Annotated in this window: 16 protein-coding genes; 7 read left to right on the top strand and 9 right to left on the bottom strand. The window is 67.4% G+C overall.

Annotation, left to right across the window (positions count from 1 at the left end; genetic code table 11):
• Positions 1 to 471: 471 nt before the first annotated feature.
• Together DIE06_RS38140 and DIE06_RS03115 are read left to right on the top strand one after the other, a co-directional pair.
• Positions 472 to 645 carry a hypothetical protein gene (locus DIE06_RS38140; protein ID WP_185733333.1) on the top strand — a complete coding sequence of 58 codons (174 nt, stop codon included), beginning with the start codon at positions 472 to 474 and terminating at the stop codon, positions 643 to 645.
• Between the two features lie 658 nt (positions 646 to 1,303).
• Entirely contained in the window at positions 1,304 to 2,695 is a 1,392-nt protein-coding gene (locus DIE06_RS03115) for a sigma-54 dependent transcriptional regulator (protein ID WP_185733334.1), read from the top strand.
• 57 nt (positions 2,696 to 2,752) lie between these two features.
• Here DIE06_RS03115 and DIE06_RS03120 read toward each other — a convergent pair whose 3' ends face one another.
• The 6 genes from DIE06_RS03120 to DIE06_RS03145 all read right to left on the bottom strand — a co-directional run bounded on the left by DIE06_RS03120 (position 2,753) and on the right by DIE06_RS03145 (position 9,633).
• Positions 2,753 to 5,227: a glycosyl hydrolase 2 galactose-binding domain-containing protein gene (locus DIE06_RS03120; RefSeq protein WP_124660079.1), complete on the bottom strand. Its 2,475-nt coding sequence runs from the start codon at positions 5,225 to 5,227 to the stop codon at positions 2,753 to 2,755.
• Positions 5,224 to 6,273 (bottom strand): DUF1839 family protein, encoded by a 1,050-nt coding sequence (locus DIE06_RS03125; RefSeq protein WP_124660080.1) that lies wholly within the window; start codon positions 6,271 to 6,273, stop codon positions 5,224 to 5,226. Before DIE06_RS03125 ends, DIE06_RS03120 begins: the two co-directional genes overlap by 4 nt.
• On the bottom strand, positions 6,270 to 7,241 hold the full coding sequence (locus DIE06_RS03130; protein ID WP_124660081.1) for an amino acid--[acyl-carrier-protein] ligase: 972 nt from the start codon (positions 7,239 to 7,241) through the stop codon (positions 6,270 to 6,272). Before DIE06_RS03130 ends, DIE06_RS03125 begins: the two co-directional genes overlap by 4 nt.
• Positions 7,238 to 8,434, bottom strand: coding sequence for an acyl-CoA dehydrogenase family protein (locus DIE06_RS03135; protein WP_124660082.1), 1,197 nt, complete (start codon positions 8,432 to 8,434; stop codon positions 7,238 to 7,240). Before DIE06_RS03135 ends, DIE06_RS03130 begins: the two co-directional genes overlap by 4 nt.
• Positions 8,431 to 8,682, bottom strand: a complete 252-nt coding sequence (locus tag DIE06_RS03140) for an acyl carrier protein (RefSeq protein WP_014899563.1) — start codon at positions 8,680 to 8,682, stop codon at positions 8,431 to 8,433. The genes DIE06_RS03135 and DIE06_RS03140 overlap by 4 nt, the downstream gene beginning before the upstream one ends.
• A 168-nt stretch (positions 8,683 to 8,850) precedes the next feature.
• On the bottom strand, positions 8,851 to 9,633 hold the full coding sequence (locus DIE06_RS03145; RefSeq protein ID WP_185733335.1) for a Crp/Fnr family transcriptional regulator: 783 nt from the start codon (positions 9,631 to 9,633) through the stop codon (positions 8,851 to 8,853).
• Positions 9,634 to 10,549: 916 nt separating this feature from the next.
• Here DIE06_RS03145 and DIE06_RS03150 point away from each other — a divergent pair.
• A complete protein-coding gene (locus DIE06_RS03150) occupies positions 10,550 to 11,332 on the top strand; it encodes a Crp/Fnr family transcriptional regulator (protein ID WP_124660084.1) in 783 nt (260 codons plus the stop codon).
• Positions 11,333 to 11,364: 32 nt separating this feature from the next.
• Entirely contained in the window at positions 11,365 to 12,756 is a 1,392-nt protein-coding gene (locus DIE06_RS03155; protein ID WP_185733336.1) for an undecaprenyl-phosphate glucose phosphotransferase, read from the top strand.
• Between the two features lie 82 nt (positions 12,757 to 12,838).
• Here DIE06_RS03155 and DIE06_RS38145 read toward each other — a convergent pair whose 3' ends face one another.
• Complete coding sequence (locus DIE06_RS38145; RefSeq protein WP_185733337.1) at positions 12,839 to 13,012, bottom strand: hypothetical protein; 174 nt, start codon at positions 13,010 to 13,012, stop codon at positions 12,839 to 12,841.
• A 339-nt stretch (positions 13,013 to 13,351) separates the two neighbouring features.
• On the opposite strand from DIE06_RS38145, the gene DIE06_RS03160 reads away from it, so the two are divergent.
• Positions 13,352 to 13,744 carry a TraR/DksA C4-type zinc finger protein gene (locus DIE06_RS03160; RefSeq protein ID WP_124660085.1) on the top strand — a complete coding sequence of 131 codons (393 nt, stop codon included), beginning with the start codon at positions 13,352 to 13,354 and terminating at the stop codon, positions 13,742 to 13,744.
• A gap of 167 nt (positions 13,745 to 13,911) precedes the next feature.
• Positions 13,912 to 15,687 carry a DNA polymerase/3'-5' exonuclease PolX gene (gene polX, locus DIE06_RS03165; protein ID WP_124660086.1) on the top strand — a complete coding sequence of 592 codons (1,776 nt, stop codon included), beginning with the start codon at positions 13,912 to 13,914 and terminating at the stop codon, positions 15,685 to 15,687.
• A gap of 33 nt (positions 15,688 to 15,720) precedes the next feature.
• On the opposite strand, the gene ald is transcribed toward polX, so the two are convergent.
• Positions 15,721 to 16,836, bottom strand: a complete 1,116-nt coding sequence (gene ald, locus DIE06_RS03170) for an alanine dehydrogenase (protein WP_124660087.1) — start codon at positions 16,834 to 16,836, stop codon at positions 15,721 to 15,723.
• A 352-nt stretch (positions 16,837 to 17,188) separates the two neighbouring features.
• Here ald and DIE06_RS03175 point away from each other — a divergent pair, with 352 nt between their 5' ends.
• Complete coding sequence (locus DIE06_RS03175; protein WP_124660088.1) at positions 17,189 to 17,605, top strand: DUF3995 domain-containing protein; 417 nt, start codon at positions 17,189 to 17,191, stop codon at positions 17,603 to 17,605.
• A gap of 279 nt (positions 17,606 to 17,884) precedes the next feature.
• On the opposite strand, the gene DIE06_RS03180 is transcribed toward DIE06_RS03175, so the two are convergent.
• The gene (locus tag DIE06_RS03180; protein ID WP_260433519.1) at positions 17,885 to 18,196 is read right to left on the bottom strand and encodes a hypothetical protein; all 312 of its coding nucleotides are present in this window, start codon (positions 18,194 to 18,196) and stop codon (positions 17,885 to 17,887) included.
• Positions 18,197 to 18,219 lie beyond the last annotated feature (23 nt).

Raw genomic sequence — 18,219 nt, forward strand, 5'->3', positions numbered from 1 at the left:
ACTCACACTCCCGTTACTCCTGTTTCGCGCGGCCGGTGGCGGCAGCGCGAAACGGGCCGCGTGCCGCGGGCAGGGGCAATGTGCGGTAGCACACAGTGGCTGTGTGGTGGCTTTCCCATAATTGATCCGTCGTGACGGCCCGCTGCGAAACGCGCAGCGGGTCCGTTCGCATCGAACGCGATTGAAGACCCGGGGCCGTACTTGAAGATTGCGATCGTTCACGGCGGGCAGGTCGTGCATCGCGGTACCGGGTGCACGCGATCGATTGCCGCTCGCAGGCCAAGGTCTGCCGCTTCGTCGATTTCCTCGCGGCGCACGCATCCTTCATTCGGACGCGGTCGTTCCGACGCGCCGGCCAACACGCGCATACTTGCTACGGCGCGCTGCCCGATTCGGTCGAACCGCATGCGTGACTGCACCGGCACAGTGCCTGTTGCGTTGGCGAGCCGGGAGCGACCGTGCGGACACGTCATGCATGGCGGCCATGCTGCATTGCGGGAGGAAGCGGGCGATACGGTCGGTTCTGCGGCGATCGGCGATGCGCTGCCGCTTCGCGGAATCCGCGATCAGCGGGGGAGGAGCGGCATGACGGGGCGACGCGCTGCCCGGGTCGATATGGCCGTCAGCTTCGTTACGACGTTGTAACGAACGCGTCCGTTTCGCCTGCGTCCGATGTGTCATGCTGGTGTCGCCCGGGACACGCGATTACCGACGGACGAAACACGCTGCCCGGATTTTTGTGCGATTCAGGCGAGAATCGCGGGCAATGGAAGGTGCCGACCTTGCAGAAAAGTGGTATTTGCCACTGATTGGCGGGAATGGTTGTAGATAATCAAATCTGAGGCGCTAAACGCGCGCCGCGCCGGCGGGGCGGCACGTAATCGGTTGAATCGATGTTTATCTTTTGGTAACAAGGCCATCTCGATACGGGGTGTAAATTCAGGAGCGGATGAAATGAGGCAACCATGCCGAAAGCGGGTTGGCGGCCATCCTGTTCAGCATCGGGCGCGGCTGTCGTGTACGACGCGACGCAAATGCGGACGGAATTCCCGTTTGCCGATGCGCTACGCCTGACGGCGGGTCGCATCAAAGCTGGAACGCCGCGGCTCCCGCGGCCGCGCGTTCCATTCGAGTTCGATGACAACGAGGCCGGATGACATCCGGCTCGACCTCCGGGGGCTCTCGCCGTGTGCAGTTTCGATCTTCGCGAAAGCTGCAGAAACGCAGCGCGGACAGGCGGCCATGTGCCGCCGCCCGCAGCGCACGCGAACGGGTCGCGGAGTGGAGAAAGTGATGGTTCGTTATGAATATGCCAATAGCGCGCGATAAGAGCGCCGGCGGGGGGAGGACTACCGGGCAGCGTCCTCTGATTTACTGGACCCAGTCGCCGTCCGTCATGCTTCGCAAGGAGCTCGCGCGACGCGACTGGAAAGTGACGACCGTCGCGCATGCAAACGAGCTGCGCGACACCTCCGGCGAAATCACCTGCGGCATCCTCGACCTGAGCGGTGGCCATGCCGACGCGATCGGCAGCATCGCGTCGACCTGCGCGTCGATGCGCGATGTGGTGTGGGTCGCGCTCGTCGAGACCGGTCAGACCGCCTCGCCGAACGTGCGCGCGCTGTTGCGCGACTATTGCTTCGACTACATCACGTTGCCGGCGTCGCATCAGCGGATCGCCGATACGGTCGGCCATGCATACGGGATGGAATGCCTGTTCGCGCGCGATCGGGAACGCCTCGAATCGGAGGAGCATGGCATCGTCGGCACCTGCAGCGCGATGCTGCGGCTGTTCGATACGGTGCGGCGCTTCGCGCGCACCGACGCGCCGGTGTTCGTGTTCGGCGAGACGGGAACCGGCAAGGAGCTGACGGCCGTTGCGATCCATCGTCATTCGGAACGGCGCAACGGTCCGTTCGTCGCGGTCAACTGCGGAGCAATCCCGCCCCATCTGCTGCAATCGGAACTGTTCGGCTACGAGCGCGGTGCATTTACCGGTGCGAACGCGCGCAAGACCGGCTACGTCGAAGCCGCGAACGGCGGCACGCTGCTGCTCGACGAAATCGGCGACCTGCCGCACGAGAGCCAGGCAAGCCTGTTGCGCTTCCTGCAGGAACGCGCGATTCATCGCCTCGGCGGCAGCGATCCGGTGCCGGTCGACGTGCGGATCGTCTCCGCGACGCACGTCGACCTGCGCGAAGCGATGGAAGAAGGGCGTTTCCGCGCGGACCTGTTCCACCGTCTTTGCGTGATGCGCATCGACCAGCCGCCGCTGCGCGCGCGCGGCAAGGACATCGAGCTGCTCGCGCATCACATGCTCGAACGCTTTCGCGGCGACGCGCGCCATCGCGTGCGGGGTTTCTCGACGGATGCGATCACCGCGCTCTACAAGCACGACTGGCCGGGCAATGTCCGCGAACTGATCAACCGCGTGCGGCGCGCGGTCGTGATGACGGAAGGGCGCCTGATCACCGCGCAGGACCTCGAGCTCGAATACTGTCTCGACGCGGCGTCGCCGTCCGTGGCGGACATCCGCAAGTCGATCGAGCGTGAAGCGATCGAAACCGCACTGTTGCGCACGCGCGGACGCGTCGCCGCTTCCGCGCGCGAACTCGGCGTGTCGCGGGCAACGCTCTATCGCTGGATGGAAGCGTACGGAATCGAGCGGCCGCGCGGCACGGGATCGTCGGACTGACATGCGCGGCGCGGCCGCGCGAGCGCGTTCGCGGTCCCGGTCCCGGTCCCGGTCGTGTCAGCCGCTCAACGCCGCACGCACGGTTCGCGCGGCGTTGACCGCGCGGATTTCAACGGTCGGCGGCGCGCCGGCGACAGGAAGGTCGTTGGCGTTTTCCAGCGGCACGAGCGCGACGCGCGCCGGGGTGCCGGGCGAGAGATCGAACCAGTCGTCGCGTGGCACGAAGCCCGGTGCGTCGATCTGCACGTGACGCGCGACGTGGCGCGTGTCGATGTCGACGTGCCACGTGTCGCCGGTGCGCGACACGCAGGCCTCGATGCCGGGTTCGCGGCGCGCGAACACGGCCGGATGCGTGCGGGACGGGAAGTAGAACGCCTGCGACAGCAGCGTGCCGTCATCTGCGCGCAGTGTCGCGACGACGGTATCGTGCTCGCATGGGCCGAAGCGATACGCGTAGGTCCAGTCGAAGAAACGGCCGAGCAATTCGGCCGAATCGAGCCGCACCGTGTCGTGCGCGGCGATCCGGACCGGCCCGGCGGCCCGCGCGACCGGCGTGCGGCCATCGCGCAGCGCGACCACGTCGACCGCCGCCGACAATGGTGACGGCCGCTCGTTGATCACGTGCACGTCGAGACCGTTCAACCCTTCGTCGACGAGCAGGACCTGCACCGGTTGAAGTACCTGGCGCAGCGCATACCACGCCGATTTCGGCCGATGCGTCGCATCGAGCAAGCCCCATCCGGCGCCCGCCATCACGTCCTGGAACTGCCAGACGAGCGCGCCCGCGCAGCGCGAGCCGGTGCGCCGCCATTCGGAGAACGTATCCCGCATCAGGTCCGCGATCACCGCGCGCGACAGCTCGAAGTAGCGCGACGGATCCTCGCGCCGCAGGCGGTCGGGCGCCACGTCGTACAGCGTCTGCAGATAGTGATCGCGAATATCGTCGAAATCCCACGAGGTGCCGGGGTCGCGCGGCACGGCCGCTTTCCACCGCGGCTCATGAACGCCCGGCCAGCCGAGGCTCGCGAGCATCGCATCGCACGGCACGTTCGCGAACGCGAGGCATTCGCTCGCGAAGCGCACGTCGGCGCGGCGCGCGTCGTCGAGCGGGCGAAGGTACGCGCCGACACCGTAATAGTGCGACACGCGCTCGCGCGGCATGAACGGCAGCACGCCGCCGTCGGGCGAGTCGGGGACGTACAGCGCGTCGGGCCGCCGGGCCGCCGCATGGCCGGCGAGGCGCTCGGCGGTCAGCTCGAGGAAGCGCTGCCTCGGCCCGAGCCCCGACATCGCGGCCTGCTGCGCGATCTCGCTGCCGCCGCACAGCACCGCGAGCGACGGTGACGCGCGGTGGCGCGTCATGAACTGTTCGGCCTCGCGATCAACGGCGTCCGCGAACGCGCGATCGTCGAGCGCGTAGTCGAAGTTCGCGAACATGAACTCCTGCCAGACCAGCAGTCCGAGCCGGTCGCACCACGCATGGAATGCGTCGGCCTCGTAGGTCATCGTGCCGCCGACGCGAATCATGTTGAAGCCGGCGTCGCGCGCGTGTCCGAGCAAGCGGCCATAGGTCGCGTCGTCCGCGTGCAGCGCGAGCGGTGCGGCGCTGCTCCAGCATGCGCCGCGCGCGAACACGCGCACGCCGTTTACGCGCAGCCCGAACCCCTTGCCGTCGTCGCCCGCGTCCGGTTCGATCGTGCGAAAACCCGTCGCGCCGAGCGGCCGCCGTTCGGCGCCGACGTGCAATGCGACGTCGTAAAGCACCGGTTCGCCATGCGTGTGCGGCCACCAGCGGCGCACGTTCGGCACGGCGACGGTCGCGTACAGCCGTTCGGCGCCGCTGCGTTCGAGCGTCGCCTGGTGTTCGCCGCACGACAGCCGGGCCGTGAACGCATCGGGCAGCGGCCCGGCGAACGCGAGTTCCGCATCGAGCCAGCCGGTGTCGCCGTCGATGCGCGCATGCAGGTCGCAATGGACGAGAACGGGACCGTCGGCAGGGTCCAGCACGTCGATGGGCCGCCACGGACCGGTCGGCACGCAGCGCGGAAACCAGCCGGGCATGTGCCCGAGCAGCGACGTGCGAACGGTGCGCAACGTCGCCGGTTCGGCCAGCCGCGTGCGCCAGCGTGCACGGCGCGGTGCGCGCGCATCGCGCAGGTGCGGCGCGAGGGCGCGGAAGCAGACGGTCAGCCGGTGCGTGCCGGCGAGCGACACGGGCACGTCGTGCGCGACGAACATGCTGTCCGAGCGCAGGATCGGCGTGTCGTCGAGCCATGCCTCGGCGAGCGTCGCGAGGCCGTGAAAGCGCAGCACGCGCGGCCCGTGCCCTTGCAGTTCGACGCGATACCAGTGGTCGCGCTCGTCGAGCAGTGCCGTGTCGTCGGGTCGGCCGGCCAGCGTGAGCGCTTGCGCGACCGTGCCGGGGACGGGGGCGGCGATCCAGCCGTCGGCGGGAAGGTCAAACGGCTCGCGCGCGGCACCCGCGGCCGTGGCGAGCATCGACCACGCAAGCGCGGCGGGCGCGCGCGTCACCGCATCGACGGCACGGGGGCCGCGTCGACGCGAACGGGCACCACGTGCTGCAGCGGCGGGGTGATCTGGCGCGCACAGTCGATCAGGTCGGCGTAAGCCGCTTCGATCGCCTCGAGCGTCGCGTCGCCGCGCTCTTCCTTGCCGCGCGAGCAGGCCCGCGCCAGCCGGAATTCCAGCACCATCGCCTCGGACGCGATGCGGTCGCAAGCGGTTCGAATCTCGGCGAATGGCCCGACGCAGCCGCTCGCCTGCAGCCAGCGCGCATAGTGGCCGAACAGCTCGAAGTTCGCGCCGAGCTGCCGTACCGAATTGAACGAGTACGCGTGGAAGCGTTCGAGCGGGGAATCGGCGAGCGATTTCGCATCGATCTGCAACTGGCGCCGGAACGCCGTGACCGGATTGACGACCGGCAGCCGGCGCAGATGCCGCTGCAGCGACGCGAGCGAGACCTCGCACAGCGTGCGCTCGTCGAGCGGCGCGAAACGCCGCTTCGCGCACTCGACATACGGCGGCAGCGGCGAACTACCGCCGACGAGCCCGTTGTAGTCGAAATCCTCGGCCACGTAATAGCCGCTGTTGTGGAAGTAGCCGATCTGGCGGCGCGTACGATCGATCGAGTCGATGCCGATCGTCGTCTTCGTACGCTGCGTGCGGTAGCTGCTGCCGCGCGTGTCCGGCAGGAACCACGCGTCGACCTCGACGATCATCAGGTGACCGCGCGCGACCTGCGTCTCGATGTGCTGGTCGAGCGGCTCGTAGATCGAGTGTTCCTGCACGACGATTCCGTACAGCCGCTCCAGTTCGTCGTGCGGAAACTTGAAGAACGTGAACTGGTCGCCCTCGAAATCGAGCGCGATCGTAAACGGCAGCGCCGCGTACGGGTTGAGGCCCCACCACCGGAGCACCTCGAGCCACATGTCGACGTAGCAGTTGGTCTGTTTCCAGACCATCTCCTGACTGTGCAGCGGATGCGGCCGGTAGTGGCGTGCGCGGTGGCGCACGTCCTCGAACGACGCGTCCTCGCCGTCTCGGGACACGAATTTCATCGCGCACCCCATAGCACGTCGCGAACGTCGGCCGGCCAGGCGTCGATGTCGAAACCGTGATGACGGAACAGCGCGAGCGTCAGCCGCTCGAGGCCGAAGCCGACGCAGCCGGTGTGCGCGACGTCACCCGTCGCGGTGCGGATATCCCACAGCAGCCCGAAGTGATCCATGTGGTAGTTGAAGCTCAGGCATGCCGTCTGGCGGTCGTCGTACTCGATCGGAATCAGCAGCTCGAATTTCAGGTTCTGCTCGCGCTGGCTGTTCGCGACGATCTTGCCGCCGCGCCCGAAGAACGGATCGTTGGCAAGATCGATCGCGTTCGGCAGGCGCAGCGCGTCGATCATCCGCGTGCCGCGCTCCATCCACGTCGCGCGGAACGCGACGATCTGCTCGGGGGTGCCGATCCGAATGTATTCACGCATCCGGAACAGCTGCATGCGGGTCGGGTCGAGCGACGGCTCGTGACGGAAGCAATACGAGAACACGTCGACGATGCGGCCGTCGCCGGGCAGTGCACCCGCGCGCGCGACGACCGGATAGACCGGATAGCAGGCGGCCGGCGTCATCACGACGTAGGTCGGCTTCTGGCTTTCGGTCCAGTCCTCGCCGCGGTCGAGGCACTGCAGCACGCGCTGGTGCCGCTGTTCGTCGCCGCGGAACGCATGCACGCTGCCCGCGAGTTGCGGGAAGCTCTTCATGTATTCGCTGCGCTCGAATTCGGTTCGGCTCATCGCCGGCGGGAAGCGCAGCACTTCGGCCTGCTGGTCGGCGCCGAGGCGCGTGACGAAGGCGTCGAGCGCTTCGACGACGCGCTCGAACTGCTCGCTGCGGCCAAACAGGCCCTGGATGCCGGTCGACACGAGCAGGCCCGCATCGATCAGCGCATCGCGCAGCGGATTGACGCCCGCACGGTCCAGCGGCGTGTCGGACGAGGGGGCAGCGGAGGGCACGGAGAGGCGGTCGTTCACGAATGTTTCTCCAGCGTCGCGGGACGCAGTGCGAGCAGCAGGCTCGAGGTATTGGCGGCAATGCGGTCGTTGTTGATCATCAGCGGCGCCGCGTGGAGGTCGCGAAGGTGGCGGCCGATGCTGAACGGCGTGCCGTGCTTGTAGCCGGCCATCCCGCAGATCATCATCGCCTGCTGTGCGACTTCGAGCGCGGTCGACGACACATAGGTCTTCAGCGTGTTGATCTCGGCGGCCCAGGCCATGCCGGCCGACCACGAGCGGGGCGATGCGCTGGCATGGAGGCGCAGCACGTTGTCGACGCGGGCCTGCATCGCCTGCATCAGCGCAAGCGATTCGGCGATGCGCCGCGCCGCGGGCGACGGCGCACCGTCGGTCTGGCGCGCCTGCGAGCGGAAGAACTGGTGCGCGCGATGGAACGCGTCGCCGGCCACGCCGATCCATACCGCCGCCCACAGGATGTGCGAAACCGGCACCATCGTATGTTCGGCGATCCGCGCGAACGGCACGGGCAGGCATTGCTCGGTCGTGCCCTGCGCGTCGAGCACGAAGCCGTTGCTGCATGTGCCGCGCATGCCGAGCGTGTCCCATTCGCCGCGGCGTGTGAGCGTATAGCCGTCGCGCAGCACCGTGACGAGCACCTGCTCGGACGCCGGCGCGTCGGCGTCGCGCCGCGCGGTCGCGAGGATGCCGTCCGCGTAGTCGCCGTACGAGATCGTCGGCGCGGATTTGTGCAGCCGGAATTCGCCGCCGTTGGTCTCGAGCGCGCACTGGCTCGCGCGCAGGTTGCCGCCGACGCCGTCCTCGGACGTCGCCGACGCGAGCAGCCACTGATGGCGGACGAGCTGCTGCAGGAACAGCTTGTGCCAGCCCTGGTCGGCCGCGTGGTTGACAATGCAGGCGACCTGGATCTGGTGCATCGCGAACACCATCGCCGACGATGCGCAGGCCTGGCCGAGGATCGAGCATGCCGATGCGATGTCGGCCAGCGAAGCGCCGGCACCGCCGAGCCGGGTCGGGACCATTGCGCTCAGCAGGCGGCGCGCGCGCATGGCCTCGATCGCTTCGACGGGGCAGCGCGCATCCCGATCGACCGTATCCGCGTGCTGGGCGGCGATGTGCGCGACCGCGTGCGCGGCCTCGTCGAGCCGGCGTGATTCGTCGTCGGCCGCGAGTTCGGGAAGCAGCGCGCTCATGCGGAATGCTCGGCGCGTTGCAGGGTCGCGATCGTGTCCGCGAGCGCGTCGATGCTGCGGAACAGATTGCGGTTCAGCATCTCGTCGGGAATTTCGATGTTGAACTGCTTCTCGATCGCGAGCATCAGCTGGATCGTGTCGAGCGAGGAGAGGCCCGCTTCGTAAAGGTCGTCCCCGTCACCGATCGAATCGATCGCGGCTTCGAGGTGGGCGACGTGCTTGAGGATGGTTCTGATGGCGTTTTTCACGTGCTGCTCCGGCGTGTGTGGTGTCGTCCGCACGGGCGGACGCGCACAGCGCGCTGACATCCCCCCGGCAGTCCGGCATCAGTAGACCATTCGCACGCACGGCGTTCTGTTCGCCACCCTACAATCGGCTGACTTGGATCGCACGCGTGCGCCGAAATGCCGTGTGCATCACGTGCGTGCCGCGGCGGTCACGCTCGAGTCGGCCGACAGGATGCGCTTCATCTCGTCGCGCACGATCGCGCGGCAGCCGCACGACAGTTTCTCGAGGCCCGCAAGGTCGGCAAGCTCGATCGAGCTCCGGTACTGGCGGATCAGGCCGAGTTTCTGGATCTCCCCGGCCGCGTCCGTGACCGTCTCGCGCCGCACGCCGAGCATCTGCGCGAGCATGCTGTGGGTGACCTGGATCTCGATGCTGCGCGAACGGTCGTACGCGAGCAGGAACCATCTGCATAACTGATGTTTGAGCACGTGATGGCGGCTGCAGAACGTGATCTGCGATACCTGGGCCATCAGCAGCCGCACGCAGACGAACACCAGATGGCGAATCACCGGCGACGCATCGAACGCGGCGGCGAAGATGCGCCGGTCGAGCCGGTAGACGAAGCCGTCGCGGCATGCGACGGCACGGCATGGCATCCGGCCGCTGCCGCCGATCACGTCGTCGCAGACGACGCTCTCGCTGCCGATCTCGGCAACTTCCAGCGTCATGCCGCCGGACGACACGTACTGCAGCGAAATCGCCGTCGTGACGGGCAGGTAAACCGCGGTGAGCAATTCGCCGGGCTCGCACAGCACCTGGCCCGATTTCAGGTGAACGAGTTGAAGGTTGGCAATCAGCGTGGCGCGTTCGTCGCGGTCGAGAGCCGCGAGGAACCGGTTGGCGTCGAAGCTGTGGGAAAGCTCGATCATGCCGCTCGCGTGGGCGACGGCGTCATTGGCCTGGTGGGTCACGGCGCATCCTCGTAGGGGGCGATCGCACATCGCGCGGCGCCGTCCACGGGGATTTGGCACGCGCGTGCGGATTTGTGTTCGTCGAAATTCGAATGCCGATGGCGGGAAAAGGCTAGCACGTAATCTAATTCGATAAATTACGCATCGTGTCACTTCACAAAGTTTGACGATTCGTGGCAAATGAAAACGTTATATGGATTTGAAGATGCTGTTTTCATGAGTTAATCGACTGCAATCGATTGTTGGATAAGTCGTGAGTTCGGCGTCGATCGGAAGTCAATCGGACGGCGGTGTGCGTCGTGCAAGAAAAATATCTCGAACGCATTGAACATTGTTTGACAATCGAGATCTGCAATCATATTTTTCCAATTAAATCATTGGGTTGCGTTTTATTTGTGCGTTTGATTACAAATCCGTAAATTAGTGTGTCGATTCATATTTGAGACAGTTTCAAACAATCATTTCAGGTGTCGTGGGCTGCGCGGGCATCGTGTGAGATGTCACGGAAACAATTGAAAACGAGGCGTAAGTATTTGAACGATAAGCGCTCGCGCGCTGCTGCTGGCGTCGCTGCGCGCGCGATGGTGATTGATCAGTTGAATTGCCTGCTGTGTCCGCGGCGGCAAGGGGTGTCCGAAAATGAGACGGTTTTCGCAGTTTTCGGCCGGCAATTCGGGGGTTCTAAATCGCCAGTCATTTATATATTAAGGATGAAATGGGTATTGGCACGTAAATCGCTTATTGGAACGGGCGTGTCGAAACGGGACTGCCGATTCGATCCGGCGGCGCGAAGCCGAAGGTCGATTGGATCGAGGGTTGTGGGCCGCAACCCGCGTCGCCGTCCGGACGCGCATCGCGACAACGAGTTCCGCTGACGCGGCTGCATGCGGGCGCGGACAATAAAAGGGATACAGACATGCTTCATCTTCATTCGAGCTATTCGGCGAATGCCATCCTCGATGCCCTCCCGGAGGACAGCATCCGTGCCATTGCACCGCACCTCGAGCTGGTCAGGATCAAGGCCGGCATGCTCGACCGTGTCGGGGAGCCGATGCGCCACCTGCATTTCCCGACGACCGCCATGATGTCGGTGCAGCACCTGATGGAGGACGGTGCGATGGTCGAGGTCGCGGTGGTCGGCCGGGAAGGCGTGGTCGGCCTGGCGACGCTCGTCGGCGGCACCGCGGTATCGAACCGCGTCGAAGTCCGTATCGGCGGGATGGCCTACCGCGTGCCGACCTGCGTGATGCGCTCCGAATTCGAACGTTCGCCGGCGACGTATCGGCTGCTGCTGAACTACTGCCAGGCGATGATGGCGCAGATTTCGCGCGGTGCGTTGTGCAACCGGCATCACTCGGTCAGCGAGCAGTTGAGCCGCTGGCTGCTGCTCGCGCATGACCGGATCGACGGCGATGAACTGGCCGTTACGCAGCAGACGATCGCGAACATGCTCGGCGTGCGTCGTGAAGGCGTGACGGAGGCGGCCGGCAACCTGCAGGAAGCCGGGCTGATCCGTCAGCGTCGCGGCCGCATCACCGTGCTCGATCGCGACGGTCTCGAACGCCAGGCGTGCGAGTGCCACGAGCTGATTCGTGCGGACTATCGCCGGCTGCTCGGCACGCGGGCCGGCGCGCGATCGCTGCCGGTGCGGCCGCGCGTGCAGGACATGCTCGGCGGATTCCCCGCGCACGGTGCGTGACGATGCATGCGATGGCGGGTGGAGCGAATGCGATGCGGCGCGCCGCGATCGCCGCGGTCGACGTTGCGCTCGTGCTGGCAGGCACGCTCGCCGCACAGGCTGCGATGGGGCTCGCGTGGCACGATCTGTCGGACGCGCAACGCGGCGCGATGGCATTGCTGTGCGTGCTGACCGTCGCGCTGTTGCCGCGCAGCGTGCGCGTGCCGCGCGGTGCGACGTCGCGGCACGACAGGGGTGCCGTGCTGACGCGCACGGTGGTTGCCGTCGTGTGCGCGGGCGCGCTGACGGTGGCCGGCACGATATGGATCATGAACCGCGGCGGCACGGTCACGACGCGCTGGATCGCACGGACGGTGCTGTCCGGCGACGCGGCGCTGCTGCTCGGCAGGCTGGCGCTGTACGCGCTGGCGATGAGGCGCGGAGATCCGCGCGCGCGGCAGCGACGGGTTGCGATCGTCGGCGCGACCCCTTACGGACGGGTGGCGATCGAGCGCATGCAGCTCGAGCCGGCCGGACCGTTCGCGGCGGCCTGCGTGTTCGACGACGATGCACCGGCCGCGGTGGCTGCGGACGGGATCGGCGGCGTGCCGGTGATCGACGACTGGGTCGCGCTGCGGCGCATGATTCGCAGCGGCGAGATCGACGAAGTGTGGCTCACGCTGCCGCTGTCGCACGAGTCGCGCATCCAGCGCATCGTGCGCGAACTGCGCGACGAGTTCGTCGAGTTGCGGCTGTTGCCGGACGTGCGGCAGATGGCGGTCGTCGAGCGATCCGCGACCGATGTGCTCGGTATGCCGGCCATCAACCTCGCGACCACGCCGCGTTCCGCACCGGAACTGTGGGCGAAGTTCGCGTTCGACCGTCTGTTCGCGATCACCGTGCTGATTCCGCTGCTGCCGCTGCTTGCGGTGCTGGCGATCGCCGTGAAGCTGTCGTCGCCGGGGCCCGTCCTGTTCAGGCAGCGCCGCAAGGGTGCCGACGGGCGCGAGTTCCATATCCTCAAGTTCAGGACGATGCGCGTGCATCGCGCACAACCCGGTGTCGTGCGACAGGCCTCACGCAATGATGCGCGCATCACGCCGGTCGGTGCGTTCCTGCGGCGCACGTCGCTCGACGAGTTGCCGCAGTTCTTCAACGTGTTGTTCGGCCAGATGTCGGTGGTCGGTCCGCGTCCGCATGCGATCGAACATGACGACTTCTACCGGCAACTGATCGACTGCTACATGTATCGCTATCGCGTGCGGCCGGGGATCACGGGATGGGCGCAGGTGAACGGTTATCGCGGCGAGACCCGCAAGGTCGAGGCGATGGCCGCGCGCGTGAAGTTCGACCTGTTCTACATGCAGAACTGGAGCTTCTGGTTCGACATGAAGATCATCCTGATGACGGTCGTGCGCGGCTTCGTCGGGCGCAATGCGTTCTGATGAAGAGGAGTACGAAATAGTTCGGGTATTGTTCTCGGCGTCGACACGACGCACCCGGCAACAGCGAACCCGCAACCGTGCTTCAGCTGGCCGACGGCGGCTGAGCGGCCGCCGGCAGCGCGGCGGGCGAGGTGGCAGGGCTGGCGTCGGGCGCGGCCTGCGCGCTCGACGGCTGGATGGCGTGCTGGATCGTCGGCACGACCATCGTCGGGAACAGGGCCGCAAGGGCCACCCAGATGACGACGCCGAACAACATGAGGTTCTCCCGGAAAGCAGCGGATGCGCCGCACATGCTTTCAATCTATGACGCAACTTTTTACAGGGGATTGATCGACCTCAACGGCGGGTGCGTCAGACGAATGCGGCCGCGCGGGTCGTCGAATCGGTCCCCGGTTTTCGCACGCCCGGGGCGGGCGCTGATGCCGGTCAACACAGGCGTGTGCATTGGGTTTATGCTGCGTCGAATGCATCCGGCGCTTGGTGTGGCCGGACGCGCATCCGGGCACGGCGAGCCGGGCATCCCGGCACGCCGTGCCCGGCGCGACAACCGCGCCACATGCCTCATTGCGCGGAACCCGGAAAAGGAGGGACGGCGATGGCGCTCGATCAAGAGCAACAGCAGACGTTGCAGCGGCGGCTGACCGAGAGCGAGCAGGCGTTGCGGGCGGATATCCGGGCGAGCGAGGACCAGCGCGCGTCGGAGTCCTATGCGGAGCTTGCCGGCGCGGCGCCGGACGAGGGCGACGAGGCGAACGCCGATCTGTTCGTCGACATGGATCACGCGCTGATCGGGATGAAGCTGGCCGAGTTGCGTGCGGTCGGGCGCGCGCAGCAGCGCATGCGCGACGGCAGCTACGGCGAGTGCATCGATTGCGATGCGCCGGTCGGCTACGAGCGTCTGCTCGCGCGCCCGACCGCCGAGCGTTGCACGCATTGCCAGTCGTTGTACGAGCGTCGCTACGCGACGACACCGCGCGCATCGCTCTGACGTCGGTGCAGGGGCCGCGCACGCGGTGTGCCCCGCGCGGCACGACACGGGCAATTGGCGCAGGATGACCAACGGGCGCCCACCGCCGTCGACATGCGGCGCCGGGCGGGCAGGCGCCGGCGCGCCAGCGCACGGCGCCATCCACGTGGAAGGGAGCCACGCCGATCATGCCGATCCACAATGCCGAGTGCGCGGCCGTCTTCGCCGAAATCGCCGACATGCTCGAGATCCAGGGCGCCAACCCGTTCAGGGTGCGCGCCTATCGCAACGCGGCCCGCACGATTGCCGACTACGGGCGCGACATTCCGGCGATGATCGCCAACGGCGGCGATCCCGGCCGGATTCCGTCGATCGGTGCCGATCTCGCGGCGAAGCTGCGCGAGATCGCCGCGACCGGCACCTGCGAACTGCAGCAAACGCTGCGCCATGCGTTGCCGGACGCGATCGTCGAACTGCTCGACGTGCCGGGGCTCGGCGCGAAACGCGTCAAGGCGCTGCACGATGCATTGCACGTCGACTCGCTCGAACAGTTGCGCGCCGAAGCGAAGAGCGGGCACGTACGCGCGTTGCCGGGTTTCGGCGCGAAGACCGAAGCGCACCTGATCGACGCGATCGACGACCGCCTGAAGCGCGAGCCGCAGCGCTTCCTGCTGCCGGATGCCGCACAGTCGCTGATGCCGTTGCTCGAGCGCCTGCGCAACGTGGCCGGCGTCGGTGAAGCGGTGCCGGCCGGCAGCTTTCGCCGCTGCCGCGAGACGGTCGGCGATCTCGACATCCTCGTGACGGCGCGCGATCCGACCGCAGTGGCCGATGCATTCGTCGGCTATGGCGAGGTCGCGCGCGTGCTCGCGAACGGCAAGACCCGTTCGAGCGTCGTCCTCGGCAACGGACTGCAGGTCGACCTGCGCGTCGTCGACGCCGACGCGTTCGGCGCGGCGCTCGTCTATTTCACGGGCTCGAAGGCGCACAACATCGCATTGCGCCGGATCGCGCTGGCCGGCGGTCTGAAAATCAACGAATACGGCGTATTCCGCGGCGACGAACGAATCGCGGGTGCGACCGAGGCGTCCGTCTACGAGGCGATCGGCCTTCACTGGGTGCCGCCCGAGTTGCGCGAGGACCGCGGCGAGATCGACGCGTCGCGCGCCGGCGCGCTGCCGGCGCTGGTCGAACGCAAGCACGTTCATGGCGATCTGCATGCGCATACCGATGCGTCGGGCGGACGCGACAGCCTGCGCGCGATGGCGGACGCGGCGCGTGCGCGCGGGCTCGCGTATCTGGCCGTCACCGATCGCACGCCGGATACCGATGGCGGCCGCACCGATGGCGACTGGCTCGTACGGCAGATCGACGAGATCGACCGCCTCAACGCGTCATTCGACGACTTCGTGCTGCTGAAGGGCGTCGAGGCCGGCATTCGCGAGGACGGCAGTCTCGACGTGCCCGACGACGTGCTCGGCCGGCTCGACCTCGTCGTCGGCGCGGTGCGCGACGGCTTCGACCTGTCGGGCGACGCGCAGACCGGGCGGATCCTGCGAGCGATGGCGCATCCGTATTTCACGATTCTCGCGCATCCGACCGGCCGATTGCTCGGCGAACGCGACGCATGCGAACTCGACATGCCGCGCGTGCTCGCCGCGGCCGCCGCGCGCCATTGCTTCGTCGAACTCGACGGCGATCCGAGGCGGCTCGATCTGCCGGACGTCTGGTGTCGCGAGGCCGCGAAAGCCGGCGTCGCGGTGGCGATCGGCTCGGACGCGCAGTGCGCGGACGATCTGGACCACCTCGGATACGGTATCGGCCAGGCGCGGCGCGGGTGGCTCACGCGACAGGACGTGCTCAACACGCGCACGCTCGCGCAACTGCGGCCACTGCTGGCGCGCGCGATGGGCGCGAGCGGCACGAGCAGCTCGCCGAGGCGCGGCCGCCCGAAGGACGCGTGACGGCGCACGGGCGCGCCGTCACGCGCGCCGAAGTCAGGTCAGCATGTCTTCCGCCGGTACGTACGGCAGTCCGAGCGCCAGCGCGACGGCCTCGTACGTGATGTGGCCGTCGCATACGTTCAGGCCCGCGCGCAGATGCGGGTCGTCGGCCATCGCGCGTTTCCAGCCCTTGTCGGCGAGCGCGAGCGCATGGCCGAGCGTCGCGTTGTTCAACGCGAAGGTCGACGTGCGCGCGACCGCGCCGGGCATGTTCGCGACGCAGTAATGCACGACGCCGTCGACGACGAAGGTCGGCTGCGCATGCGTCGTTGCATGCGATGTCTCGAAGCAGCCGCCCTGGTCGATCGCGACGTCGACGACGACCGCCCCCGTGCGCATCGTCGCGATCATGTCGCGCGTGACGAGCCGCGGCGCCGACGCGCCCGGCACGAGCACCGCGCCGATCACGACGTCGGCGTCGCGCACGGCTTCGTCGATCGTATGCGCGTTCGAGCAGACGGTCGCGATCCGGTTCGCGAAGACCAGGTCGAGCTGGCGCAGCCGGCCTACGTTCGTGTCGAGCACGGTGACGCGCGCGCCGAGGCCGACCGCCATCTGCAGTGCACCGGTGCCCACCACGCCCGCGCCGAGGACCACGACGTGCGCGGCCGGCACGCCGGGCACGCCTGCCATCAGCACGCCGCGGCCGCCGCGCGGGCTTTCGAGGTGCGTTGCCGCGACCTGGATCGACATGCGTCCCGCGACTTCGCTCATCGGCGCGAGCAGCGGCAGCCCGCCGCCGGGGCCCGTCACGGTTTCGTACGCGATGCAGACCGCGCCGGACTTCACGAGCGCTGCCGCCTGCTCGGGATCGGGCGCGAGATGCAGATACGTATAAAGAATCTGTCCGCGCCGCAGCATCGCGCACTCGGCCGCCTGCGGCTCCTTGACCTTGATGATCATGTCGGCGCGCGCGAAGATGTCGCGCGCGTCGTCGCACAGCGTCGCGCCGGCGGCCGTGTAGTCGTCGTCGAGCAGGCCGATCGCGGTGCCGGCGCCGCGCTGCACGAGCACGCGCTGGCCGTGCCGCGTGAGTTCATGTGCGCCGGCCGGAGTGAGGCCGACGCGGTATTCGTGGTTCTTGATCTCTTTCGGCACACCGATCAGCATGAGTCGCCTCCATGGGTATTCGTCATTGTTGTCGTGCCCGCGCGCGCCGCGATCATTCGACCATGCGTGCCGGCGAACGGCACGTGTGCGACGGTCGCGCATGCACGGTTCGAGTGCCGTACTGGAATAAAAGGGTAGCGGTGCCCGGAGGGAAGTCAAGCGGCGGCCCGATGCGACGGTGCGCGCGCACTGCACCGCAACACGCGGCATGGCGTATTGCGACCGGACGTCGCAATGCATGCGGCACCCGGTTTGGGTATCGTCTCGTGTGGCGCGGAACGAGGCCGCGCGCCGGCATCCTTCCGGCTGGATCACGACACCATGACACGATGAGACCAGGACCCTTACCGACATGACGGGCGCGTATTTCAGCGTGCCGACGCTTTGTGCGATCGCACTCGTTCACCTCTACTGGGCATTCGGTGGACGGCTCGGCAAGCGGGCGGCCATTCCGGAACAGGACGGCGTACCGCTGCTGCGGCCGACCGCGCTCGGCACGCTCGCCGTCGCGGCGGCGTTGCTGGCCGGCGCAAGCGCGGTGGCGTCGCGCGCGGGATGGCTGTGGCCGAACCTGTATCCGGGCGCGATCGCGTTCGCGGTCGTTGCGCTCGCATTGATCTTCGCGGTGCGCGCGGTCGGCGATTTCCGCTACGTCGGCTTCTTCAAGCGGGTTCGCGGGTCGCGTTTCGCGCGCATGGACAGCCTGTGTTACTCGCCGCTGTGCGTGGCGCTGTCGCTGTCGATCGCGTCGACGCTGTGGCCGTGGTGAGCGCCGCGCCGAGCGGGGCGGCCATTTTGCCGCGAGCGAAGCCGTAACGCGCGTCGCGGCCCGGCACCGCGATGGAAAGCGCCGATCGGCGCGGGCGGGGTAGTCCTCCAAGACAACGACGAGCGCCGATCAGGCGGAGCCCGCGCGTGCGTCCGGGACCGAGATCAACGACGCGACCGCGCCACGGCTCTTGCGTATTCCAGAAAACGTTTTCCAGATTATTGCGTCTTTCGATGTAATGAATTGCATTGAACCCTTTGGCAATGGAACCGGTTCCATCTATAATTCGCGGCGGTTGTCGCCGGGCCCGGAATGAGGGCCGTGCACGTTGCGTTTGCCGTCGGCCGGCGCGACGTCCAAGTTGAACAGGGCCATGGCGATGAAGGACAGATGCGGGCGGTAAGCCGCTATTTGTCCGACGATCAGACCCGCGAAGAGGTCGACCCCGTGCAGTGCGCCGGAACCGGCACACGCGCGGCTCGATGGTGGCGCCACCGCGCGATGCGCGGCCGGCGCCCGTATCGAGGTTGTTCGCAACACCGCAAGAACAGGACGGCCGGCCGCGCGCGGCATGGCTACCGTGTCGGGCATGCCGCATGCGGAATGCGCGTCCC

Origin of the sequence: Burkholderia sp. Bp8998 (assembly GCF_003854235.1) — a bacterium.
GTDB lineage: Bacteria > Pseudomonadota > Gammaproteobacteria > Burkholderiales > Burkholderiaceae > Burkholderia.

Excerpts from the sequence above, each read along its gene's own strand:
- DIE06_RS03115 (WP_185733334.1), top strand. The coding sequence starts at position 1,304 with ATGAATATGCCAATAGCGCGCGATAAGAGCGCCGGCGGGGGGAGGACT.
- DIE06_RS38145 (WP_185733337.1), bottom strand. The coding sequence starts at position 13,012 with ATGTTGTTCGGCGTCGTCATCTGGGTGGCCCTTGCGGCCCTGTTCCCG.
- DIE06_RS38140 (WP_185733333.1), top strand. The coding sequence starts at position 472 with ATGCATGGCGGCCATGCTGCATTGCGGGAGGAAGCGGGCGATACGGTC.
- polX (WP_124660086.1), top strand. The coding sequence starts at position 13,912 with ATGCCGATCCACAATGCCGAGTGCGCGGCCGTCTTCGCCGAAATCGCC.
- DIE06_RS03125 (WP_124660080.1), bottom strand. The coding sequence starts at position 6,273 with ATGAAATTCGTGTCCCGAGACGGCGAGGACGCGTCGTTCGAGGACGTG.
- DIE06_RS03175 (WP_124660088.1), top strand. The coding sequence starts at position 17,189 with ATGACGGGCGCGTATTTCAGCGTGCCGACGCTTTGTGCGATCGCACTC.
- ald (WP_124660087.1), bottom strand. The coding sequence starts at position 16,836 with ATGCTGATCGGTGTGCCGAAAGAGATCAAGAACCACGAATACCGCGTC.
- DIE06_RS03150 (WP_124660084.1), top strand. The coding sequence starts at position 10,550 with ATGCTTCATCTTCATTCGAGCTATTCGGCGAATGCCATCCTCGATGCC.
- DIE06_RS03155 (WP_185733336.1), top strand. The coding sequence starts at position 11,365 with ATGCGGCGCGCCGCGATCGCCGCGGTCGACGTTGCGCTCGTGCTGGCA.
- DIE06_RS03160 (WP_124660085.1), top strand. The coding sequence starts at position 13,352 with ATGGCGCTCGATCAAGAGCAACAGCAGACGTTGCAGCGGCGGCTGACC.
- DIE06_RS03135 (WP_124660082.1), bottom strand. The coding sequence starts at position 8,434 with ATGAGCGCGCTGCTTCCCGAACTCGCGGCCGACGACGAATCACGCCGG.
- DIE06_RS03180 (WP_260433519.1), bottom strand. The coding sequence starts at position 18,196 with ATGCCCGACACGGTAGCCATGCCGCGCGCGGCCGGCCGTCCTGTTCTT.